Origin of the sequence: uncultured Methanobrevibacter sp. (genome assembly GCF_947169325.1) — an archaeon.
Lineage (GTDB): Archaea > Methanobacteriota > Methanobacteria > Methanobacteriales > Methanobacteriaceae > Methanocatella.
In genome coordinates this window covers 26,999-35,406 of record NZ_CAMVPN010000018.1, presented here as the reverse complement: position 1 = coordinate 35,406, position 8,408 = coordinate 26,999, and the positions used below count along the sequence as shown (strand labels likewise).

10 protein-coding genes and 1 pseudogene are annotated in these 8,408 nt (G+C 34.4%); 5 read left to right on the top strand and 6 right to left on the bottom strand.

Annotated features, from left to right (window positions below; genetic code table 11):
- Positions 1 to 134: pseudogene (locus Q0W26_RS04400) on the top strand (chaperonin GroEL); the annotation flags it as partial.
- A gap of 44 nt (positions 135 to 178) precedes the next feature.
- Complete coding sequence (locus Q0W26_RS04395) at positions 179 to 1,186, top strand: adenosylcobinamide amidohydrolase (RefSeq protein ID WP_298522818.1); 1,008 nt, start codon at positions 179 to 181, stop codon at positions 1,184 to 1,186.
- On the opposite strand, the gene xseB is transcribed toward Q0W26_RS04395, so the two are convergent.
- The gene (gene xseB / locus Q0W26_RS04390) at positions 1,176 to 1,394 is read right to left on the bottom strand and encodes an exodeoxyribonuclease VII small subunit (protein WP_298522815.1); all 219 of its coding nucleotides are present in this window, start codon (positions 1,392 to 1,394) and stop codon (positions 1,176 to 1,178) included. The two genes, Q0W26_RS04395 and xseB, sit on opposite strands and share 11 nt — an antisense overlap.
- Positions 1,395 to 2,642, bottom strand: a complete 1,248-nt coding sequence (gene xseA / locus Q0W26_RS04385) for an exodeoxyribonuclease VII large subunit (protein ID WP_298522813.1) — start codon at positions 2,640 to 2,642, stop codon at positions 1,395 to 1,397. It abuts the gene before it with no gap.
- Positions 2,643 to 2,832: 190 nt separating this feature from the next.
- Between xseA and Q0W26_RS04380 the strand changes: the two genes are divergently transcribed.
- From Q0W26_RS04380 to pyrE, 3 genes are all read left to right on the top strand, one after another.
- A complete protein-coding gene (locus Q0W26_RS04380) occupies positions 2,833 to 4,731 on the top strand; it encodes a hypothetical protein (RefSeq protein ID WP_298522811.1) in 1,899 nt (632 codons plus the stop codon).
- A gap of 161 nt (positions 4,732 to 4,892) precedes the next feature.
- The gene (locus tag Q0W26_RS04375) at positions 4,893 to 5,123 is read left to right on the top strand and encodes a PRC-barrel domain-containing protein (protein ID WP_298522809.1); all 231 of its coding nucleotides are present in this window, start codon (positions 4,893 to 4,895) and stop codon (positions 5,121 to 5,123) included.
- 9 nt (positions 5,124 to 5,132) lie between these two features.
- Positions 5,133 to 5,660, top strand: a complete 528-nt coding sequence (pyrE, locus tag Q0W26_RS04370; protein ID WP_298522807.1) for an orotate phosphoribosyltransferase — start codon at positions 5,133 to 5,135, stop codon at positions 5,658 to 5,660.
- A 38-nt stretch (positions 5,661 to 5,698) separates the two neighbouring features.
- Here pyrE and Q0W26_RS04365 read toward each other — a convergent pair whose 3' ends face one another.
- The 4 genes from Q0W26_RS04365 to Q0W26_RS04350 are packed head-to-tail and all read right to left on the bottom strand — an operon-like array spanning position 5,699 to position 8,129.
- Positions 5,699 to 6,205, bottom strand: coding sequence for a molybdenum cofactor biosynthesis protein B (locus tag Q0W26_RS04365; RefSeq protein WP_298522805.1), 507 nt, complete (start codon positions 6,203 to 6,205; stop codon positions 5,699 to 5,701).
- Positions 6,206 to 6,217: 12 nt separating this feature from the next.
- Positions 6,218 to 6,580, bottom strand: a complete 363-nt coding sequence (locus Q0W26_RS04360; protein WP_298522803.1) for a winged helix-turn-helix domain-containing protein — start codon at positions 6,578 to 6,580, stop codon at positions 6,218 to 6,220.
- The gene (locus Q0W26_RS04355; RefSeq protein WP_298522800.1) at positions 6,544 to 7,341 is read right to left on the bottom strand and encodes a winged helix-turn-helix domain-containing protein; all 798 of its coding nucleotides are present in this window, start codon (positions 7,339 to 7,341) and stop codon (positions 6,544 to 6,546) included. Before Q0W26_RS04355 ends, Q0W26_RS04360 begins: the two co-directional genes overlap by 37 nt.
- Positions 7,341 to 8,129, bottom strand: coding sequence for a winged helix-turn-helix domain-containing protein (locus tag Q0W26_RS04350; protein WP_298522799.1), 789 nt, complete (start codon positions 8,127 to 8,129; stop codon positions 7,341 to 7,343). Before Q0W26_RS04350 ends, Q0W26_RS04355 begins: the two co-directional genes overlap by 1 nt.
- Positions 8,130 to 8,408 lie beyond the last annotated feature (279 nt).

Genomic DNA, 8,408 nt, shown 5'->3' with positions numbered 1-8,408 from the left:
AACAAGCTATCCAATCTGCATCTGAAGCAGCTGAAATGATTTTAAGAATCGATGACGTAATTGCATCAACCAGAGGCCCAGAAGACATGGGTATGGACCCTTCCGCAATGGGCGGAATGCCTCCAATGATGTAAATTTAAAGAAATTTTAATTAATTTCTTTTCTTTTTTTTATTTTCATGAAAGACAGACTATTTTTTTTAACATCCCTCAAGGATGAAGTATACTATCTAAAAGACACTATTTTTGTTAAGTTCAACGTTAAACGTAATGGAATATCCACTTCCAAATTGAATGGAGGATTTTCTTCAAGCTTCAAAAGCGTTTTCAACCACCATCTGACTCAGGAACACATTGACTATCTTGAAGACCATGACATTGGGGATTATCTCATTCAGCACTGCTGGTCTTTAAACATCGATTCCGCTTATTCAACAGGCCTGACAACACTTGCCCTAATGAAGAACGTAAGCATAGTGACAAAGTCATACAAAAACATTGAAGTTGTAGCGCTGACAACTGCAGGAGTCAGGACAAATGCGGTAAGGGCAGGCGATCCCGGTGCATTCTATGAGGAGAACGGCAAGTTCGGCACAATAAACACGATAATTTTAATAAGTGCTCATTTGGATTATGAAACATTGCTTGAAGCGTTCATGACAGCAACCGAAGCAAAGACAGTTGCCTTGAACGATTTGAAGATTCCGTCACAGTACTCCAACGGCTATGCAACAGGAACTGGAACTGACGGCATGTGCATTTTCTCAAATCTTGAATCGGACAACACATTGACAAACGCAGGAAAGCATTCCAAATTAGGCGAACTGATTGGCCAATGTGTAATAGAATCAGTGAAAAATGCAGTCAGAAAACAGGTTTGGATATCCGAGAACTCACAGTCAAATGTCCTTGCCAGGCTTAACCGCTATGAGCTGGATATTGATGAGTTTTATGACTCCTTGGATTGTGATAAGAAACAGTTCATAAGCCTTTTGCAGAGGGACATGAGAAAACAGGATAATCTGGCAGTAACATCTTCTGTTTTGAACCTGATTGATGAGGTTGAATGCAATCTGCTTGAAAAAGAGCATGCATTAATATTGGCTGAAAAAACAATAAAAGAGAATTGTAATAGCTATCCAGTAAAAACATTACTGGAATACTGGATAAGCCATTTCATTCGTTAATGTTGAAATCTTCGATTTCACCGTTGTCATTCACGATTTTTGCAATTGACTCTTCCGCTTTTGACAATTTGTCTTCACAGATTTTGACCAACTGCATTGCGTTTCCGAATTCATCAATCGCATCATCCAACGGAACGTCTCCGTTTTCCAATTTGTTAACGATTTCCTCTAATTTTTCCAAACTTTCTTCAAAACTTAAATTTTCCATTCATATCACCCTTGTATTCACTGTTCCATCATCAAATTCAACGTCAAGCTTGTCTCCTGATTTGACTTGATTTGCGGAAGATACAACTTTTCCTTCTACTTTTGTTAATGTATAACCTCTTTTAAGTGTCAAAAGAGGATTCAGGACATTCAGCTTATCTACATTTCTTATGTATGGTTCCCTTTTCATCCTTATAATTTCATCTGGATTTTTCAGGATGTTCTTGTTTTCCAATTTCAATAGCTTGTTTCTGTTTTCGCTAATGATGCTTTTTGAAGCAAGCTCCAATTTGGTAATTAAATTGTCCAAATGCATTCCTTTAATCTCATAAATTGATTCGGGATTTTTTAAAATCTGCTTTTGAGAAATATTGTTCACTTTAGTTCTGTTATGTGTTATCTTGTCGTTAATGTTTTTGCTTAATCTTGCCTTTAATTGGGATACCTTGTATTTGACTTCACCTGCATCAGGCACAGCCATCATTCCAGCTCCGGTAGGGGTTGGAGCCCGTGCATCAGCAACAAAATCCGATATTGTAAAGTCCACCTCGTGGCCAACTGCACTTATGACTGGGATTTCACACTCATAAATGGCTCTTGCAACGATTTCCTCGTTGAATGGCCATAAATCCTCAATGCTTCCTCCTCCACGTCCGACAATCAATGTGTCAATGTCGAACTGCTGGGCATATTTAATTTTTCTTACAATCTGAGGAGCTGCCTGATCTCCCTGAACAAGTGTTGAAAATACCAATATTTCACAATACGGATATCTTCTCCTGATTGTTGTGATGACGTCCCGTATTGCAGCTCCGGTCTGTGCCGTAACGACTCCAATCCTTTTTGGATATTTTGGAATTGTCTTTTTGTGGGAATCATCGAACAGGCCTTCTTTGTCTAGTTTTTTCTTTAGCTGTTCAAAAGCTATATGCAGCGCTCCTATTCCGTCTTCAGTAATTGATGCTGCAAACAGCTGATAGTTTCCATTTTTTTCATAAACTTCAATTTTGCCCTTTACGATTACTTTCATTCCGTTTTCCGGTTTGAATTTTAGGGATTTCTTATAAAACTTAAACATTACTGCGCTTATTTGTGACTGTTCATCCTTTAAGGTAAAATAGCTGTGTCCGCTGGGATACGTCTTGAAATTTGATATTTCACCCTTGACGTGAATGTTTTTTAAATCTGAATCTCCCTTCATAAGGTCGTTGATATGGGCATTTACTTCGGATACAGTATATTCCGTCATGTGCTCACCTTTAAAACAATGTTGTTATTATATTGTTTATAATAAATACAATTTTTCATTCTAAGCAATGACTTTTGAAAGAGCAGGGGAATCCGTGAAAAAATTATTATAATAGAAGAGGATTATTATTAAGTATTAATAACTTAGTTATTAGTTTATCATAGATTTAATTATTATTAGGGGGAGTTGGGTGTATAAAAAAAATTTAATAATTATATTATTATTTCTAATAATTGGTTTAGGCATTATTTCTTCTGTAAATGCCAATGATTTAAACCATACCAATGAAATTGTTGGAGAAGAAATAACTGTTGATGATAATTTAGTTAGTGTAGATAAGTCGGTTTCTGATAATTTAATTTATCAAAATTCAAATGATGAATCTATTAAAACAACTTCAAAAACTTTCACTGATTTGAATAATGTTATTAATGGTAATGTGGATGATGATATCTATTTGGATAGTACTTATACTTTTGATATTAAATCCGATGATGATTTTAAACAGGGTATAAGTATTTCTCGTGGCGTGACTGTTTGGGGAAATGGATTTACTATTAATGGTGATGGTGTTGCTCGTATTTTTATTGTTGGTGATTCTGATGCTGTGTTCCATGATATTGTCTTTGTGAACGGTAAATCAGGTAATGGTGGAGCTATTTGTGGTGGATGTTCTTGTGTGAATTGTACTTTTATTAATAACAGTGCGAATTATAGTGGTGGTGCTATTTATGGGGGATGTTCTTGTGTGAATTGTACTTTTATTAATAACAGTGCGAATTATAATGGTGGTGCATTGGAAGATGGTTCTTCTACTAATTGTACTTTTATAAATAATTCAGCGCATTATGGTGGTGCATTGGGATATGGTTCTTCTACTAATTGTACTTTTATAAATAATTCTGCAGTGCATTATGGTGGTGCAATATATAATCCTTCTGGCATTGGTGCCGATCCTGTAAATTGTACTTTTATAAATAATTCTGCTGCTGATTCGGGGGGTGCTATCTATGGGCCATATAATTTTGATCCATATTCTAAAGAGTATTGTGCTGTGAATTGTAATTTTATAAATAATTCCGCGCATTATGGTGGTGCGATGTTTTATGGTTCTTGTGTGAATTGTTCTTTCATTAGTAACCATGCAGTTAACGGTGGTGCAATCTATGGCCCATGGGGTTTTGATTCATATTCCGAGGAATATTTTGCTGTGAATTGTTCTTTTGTTAATAACTATGCTTTCGTTGGTGGCGCAGTTTCTGATTGTTCCTGTGTGAATTGTTCTTTCATTAGTAACCATGCAGATTATGGGGGTGCAGTTTCTGATTGTTCCTGTGTGAATTGTTCTTTCATTAGTAACCATGCAGATTATGGGGGTGCATTGTTGAATGGTTTTTGTGTGAATTGTTCTTTCATTAGTAACCGTGCGGATTATGGTGGTGCAATCCTCTATGTTTATAATTATAAAGGACAGAATTTAAATTCCTTCTTTAAAGATAATAAGGCAAGTATTTCTGGTGATAATGTATATAAACAAATGATTTTTAGTATTTTTGTTCCTTCCAGTGTTACTACTGTTTATAACGGAGGGAAATATGTGGTTGCAACTTTAAAAGATGAATATGGAAATCTTGTTAAGGGGGTTAAGGTCACTGTTAAATTTTTAAATGTTAAAACATTAATTCTGGTCACAGATAAAAAAGGTCAGATTAAAGTATCAACAGATGATTTATCCCCAAAAAAATATACTTTATCAATTACTTATGATGAATTTGCAGTATATGTTAAAGTAACTGTTAAAAAATCAACTCCAAAATTAACTGCTAAATCAAAAACATTTAAAAAATCTCTAAAAACTAAAAAATATTCTGTAACTTTAAAAACCAATCAAAATGAAGTCATGAAAAACACTAAAGTCACAATAAAAGTCAATAAGAAAACATTCATTGCTAAAACAAATAAAAAAGGTGTTGCAACATTTAGAATTACTAAATTAACAAAAAAAGGTAATTTTAAGGCAACAATTACATACGGCGGCAATGAGTGCTACAATAAAGTTACAAAAAAAGTGAATATTAATTGTAAGTAGATGTTTATTGCATCTACTAATTTTTCTTATTTTGATATCCCTATATCTGTGATTTTCATATTGCTATGTGAAATTGTATTAACTTCGATGCTTTGTGAAAGTAAATGTATTTTATGTTGAAGGTACAAACATTATATCAAAATCTAAAACATGGTGATTTTATGAGAATTAAAGATGAATTTTTTGGTAAGGAAGTATTGGACGTTGATATTCAAATTGTCGGAAAGGTTTCCGATGTTGTTTTTGATAAGGATACTTTCGAAATCACTGACATTGTACTTAAAAAGACAGGATTTTCCGAACAGATCAAATCCAGTGAAAACATGATTCCAATGGAAATGGTAAAGGTAATCGGAGATAAGATTTTGCTTAAAGGCGAAGACGACATTTAATTGATTCATATGGTTTCAAAAGAATATCTGATTGATTTGCTTAAGGAAAATGAGGTATTTCTTGAAGGGGATTTCACACTGTCCTCCGGTAAGAAAAGCAACTATTATATCAACATGAAAAAAGCAATCACCGAGCCTGAAATTCTGTCAACAATTTCAAAATTAATCACGGAAAAAATAGCCGATGATGAGATTGACAAGGTTGCAGGGCCTGCTTTGGGTGCAGTTCCGATAGCCACAGCGGTTTCACTTGAATCAAAACTTCCTCTATTGATGATTCGAAAAGAAAAGAAAGGCTACGGCACTTCCAAACTCATTGAAGGCGAGCTCAACGAAGGCGATGATGTCATTGTCGTTGAAGACGTTTCAACCACTGGCGGATCACTTCTAAAGGCAATCAAAGCTATCCAGGACAATGGGGGTAATGTAAAAAGAGCTTTTGTTGTTGTCGACAGACAGGAAGGTGCCATTGAAGAGTTTGAAAAAGAAGGAATTACTTTAGAACCTTTAATTTGTGTCAATGAATTTTTTGACTAAAAAAAGAAAAAATGATGAAATTTAATTTCATCAAAAAATTATTTTTTTACGTGGTGCACGTAATGCGGAAGCTCATCGATTATTAATCCTAATGCGGTTTTCACTGCATTTGGGGAGCCAGGCATTGAAAAGATAATACTTTTTTTATAAACGCCTGCTGTTGCTCTTGAGAGCAATGCCGCAGCACCTATTTCTTCATATGATTTTCTTCTGAAAAGCTCACCGAAACCATCCAATCTTTTTTCAAAAATAGCTTCCACGGTTTCAACAGTAATGTCGCGTGGATCGAGCCCGGTACCGCCGGTTGTTAGAATAACGTCAACATCATCATTTACCATATTTTCAATGGCATTTAACAATTCGTCTTCATTATCAGGTATGAGACTCCTTGATTTTAATGTGTAACGTGATTCGATTTCTTCAACCATATACTGGCCAGACAAATCTGCTTTTTTTGATTTTCTGCTGTCACTGAGAGTAATAACTCCACAAGTGATGTCATTTGAAGATTCTTTTTGATGTTGTCTTGAAGTTTCGCTTTTCATACTTTGTCCCTTTTATTCAGATTTTAAAGAGTCTTTGATTTTATTGTATTCCTCTAAATTTCTTACAAGTTTGTCACTTGGGAAATAGGAATAATGTTTGTCAAAGTTTTCTTTGGTCGCATAGTTATGATCACAGATGAGGTCTAGATGATAAGTTACTGTCTTATAGTTAAGTCCAAGCCTCTTGGCTATTTGATTAGCGTTTTGAGGCTTCATTAAGATTTCATCAATGATTCTCATAGTGTTCATGCCACCATTCCTGATTACTATTAAATCATATAACTCTTTATCGTTGTAATCTAAAATATTTAATAAAACATTATTTGAAATCAGCCGGATCACCCTTGAAATGAATTTATTAAAGACAATGCCCATTTTCTGGCGTCATCATCTTTGGCGATTAAAATGTGGGAATCGTCATAATGTCCGTCCTTAAAAAATAATGTTAAAGACATGAACCGCTCGGAGTAGGTCAGAAATATTTTAAATCTTTTGGAAGTGACGATGGTGTTCACTTTTTCATTTTCAAGCAAATCTCTTTTGAACAATTCATTCCTTTGAATTGAATTGTATATTTCCTCACTAACAATCAGATCCAATTTTTCAAGTTTACCTTCATTCAAAAACACAATCATGTGCTTGAAATGATTTTCGGAGTAGATTGGTAGTAGTATTGTTAGTTCTTTAGCTTTTGAAATTAATTTTATGTATTTGTTGAAAGCGATTGATAGGTCGCTTGTTGTTGAACTGATGTATTCTGCGTCTTTTAGAAGGTAAATGTCCCTAATTATCTCCTCAGGAATATCTGAAAGGTCATGGTTATTCCAAAATATCTCACTTTTGCTGAGGGAATACCAATTATCTATCAGTTTAATCATATTAGTAGTCAGCAAATATCCGTTTGAAGTTAATTCATAGTATTTTTGTGACTTTCTGACTAAATTGATAGCTTCCAGTTCCTTTAAACCATGTAATATGGTGGCGGAGGGTTTTTTTAAAACACCCCTTAACTCATCCAAGTTCATGGGAACATCATATATTGCCAAAAGCAATTTTGTTCTCATGCTTGAAGTAAGTATATACTTTATATCTTTGAACTCTTTATTTAATTCTTTTTTGGTTTTTGGGTTGGTCATCATATCACCTTGTCCTTGACATATTCAAATAATTCTTCCGCCCACTGGCAAGATTTTTCATCTTTTGACACTAGAATCCTATTCTGATCAAAGCTTCCGTCGGTCTTAAAGAGTCCTAAACTCATACTTTTATCGCAAATTGTTAAATACAAGTTTAAATCTTCTTTAACTGTTCTAATTTTTAATTTCCCTTTCTTGATGGAATTTTTCTTTAAGGTTTCATCGATAGGTCTCATTATGGCGCTAGTTATCTCTCTTGGGAGGATTAACTCGATGGAACCTCCGTTTTTCAATATCCTTTCAAGCAGTTTAGGATATTCCGGATGAAGATATGGAAAAATTGCCTTTACATCTTTTGAGTTGAACAGCTGATTTTTGATTGTTGTGTGTGTTTTGTAGATGTCCAGGGGTGTGGTTTCAATCAGTTTTGAGTTTTTCAAATCATTGATGTTTCTCATTGAATTGATGCTCATCTGTCCAAGATTGTGCTTATACCAAAATGAGTGAAAATCCTTAATGATTTCAATGCTTTTCTTGAAATCCATAAGTGTTTTAAAATAGATTCTTGCCATAGGGTCAATGTAATATTTTCCGTTGAATTTTCTGATGTAGTTGTTCTCCTCCAGCTTTGAGACATTGCTTGACACGGAACTGTAGGTTATCTTTGTCTCTTTTACAAGCCCTCTCACGTTATCCGGGCGTTTGTTAAGTTCGCTGAGAATTTTTAGTCGGATTTCGGATTGTGCAAGAAATCGTATTTCATCGTTTATTCCATTGTTAACGTACATTTTCATCATCATCCTTTTTTTATATTATATGAAAATTCTTGTAAAAACCCCATGAATTTTCGGTAATATCTCATTTTGCTACATATATTTAAATAGATTTTTCCAAAAGTCTCCCAAATGTCTCCAAATTCTGTTCCAAAACTCTCCCAATCTTATTCCAAAACTCTCCCAAGTTCCTCCCAACTCTCTCCCAACTTTCTCCCAACTCTCTCCCAAATGTCTACCAACAAATTTTTGAGGAGGTGTGAATTTTAATGGCTAAGATTTATTAATTTTCAT

Bases quoted from the DNA above. Each gene is read 5' to 3' on its own strand.
- Q0W26_RS04395 (WP_298522818.1), top strand. From the start codon at position 179: ATGAAAGACAGACTATTTTTTTTAACATCCCTCAAGGATGAAGTATAC.
- xseB (WP_298522815.1), bottom strand. From the start codon at position 1,394: ATGGAAAATTTAAGTTTTGAAGAAAGTTTGGAAAAATTAGAGGAAATC.
- xseA (WP_298522813.1), bottom strand. From the start codon at position 2,642: ATGACGGAATATACTGTATCCGAAGTAAATGCCCATATCAACGACCTT.
- Q0W26_RS04375 (WP_298522809.1), top strand. From the start codon at position 4,893: ATGAGAATTAAAGATGAATTTTTTGGTAAGGAAGTATTGGACGTTGAT.
- pyrE (WP_298522807.1), top strand. From the start codon at position 5,133: ATGGTTTCAAAAGAATATCTGATTGATTTGCTTAAGGAAAATGAGGTA.
- Q0W26_RS04365 (WP_298522805.1), bottom strand. From the start codon at position 6,205: ATGAAAAGCGAAACTTCAAGACAACATCAAAAAGAATCTTCAAATGAC.
- Q0W26_RS04360 (WP_298522803.1), bottom strand. From the start codon at position 6,580: ATGGGCATTGTCTTTAATAAATTCATTTCAAGGGTGATCCGGCTGATT.
- Q0W26_RS04355 (WP_298522800.1), bottom strand. From the start codon at position 7,341: ATGACCAACCCAAAAACCAAAAAAGAATTAAATAAAGAGTTCAAAGAT.
- Q0W26_RS04350 (WP_298522799.1), bottom strand. From the start codon at position 8,129: ATGTACGTTAACAATGGAATAAACGATGAAATACGATTTCTTGCACAA.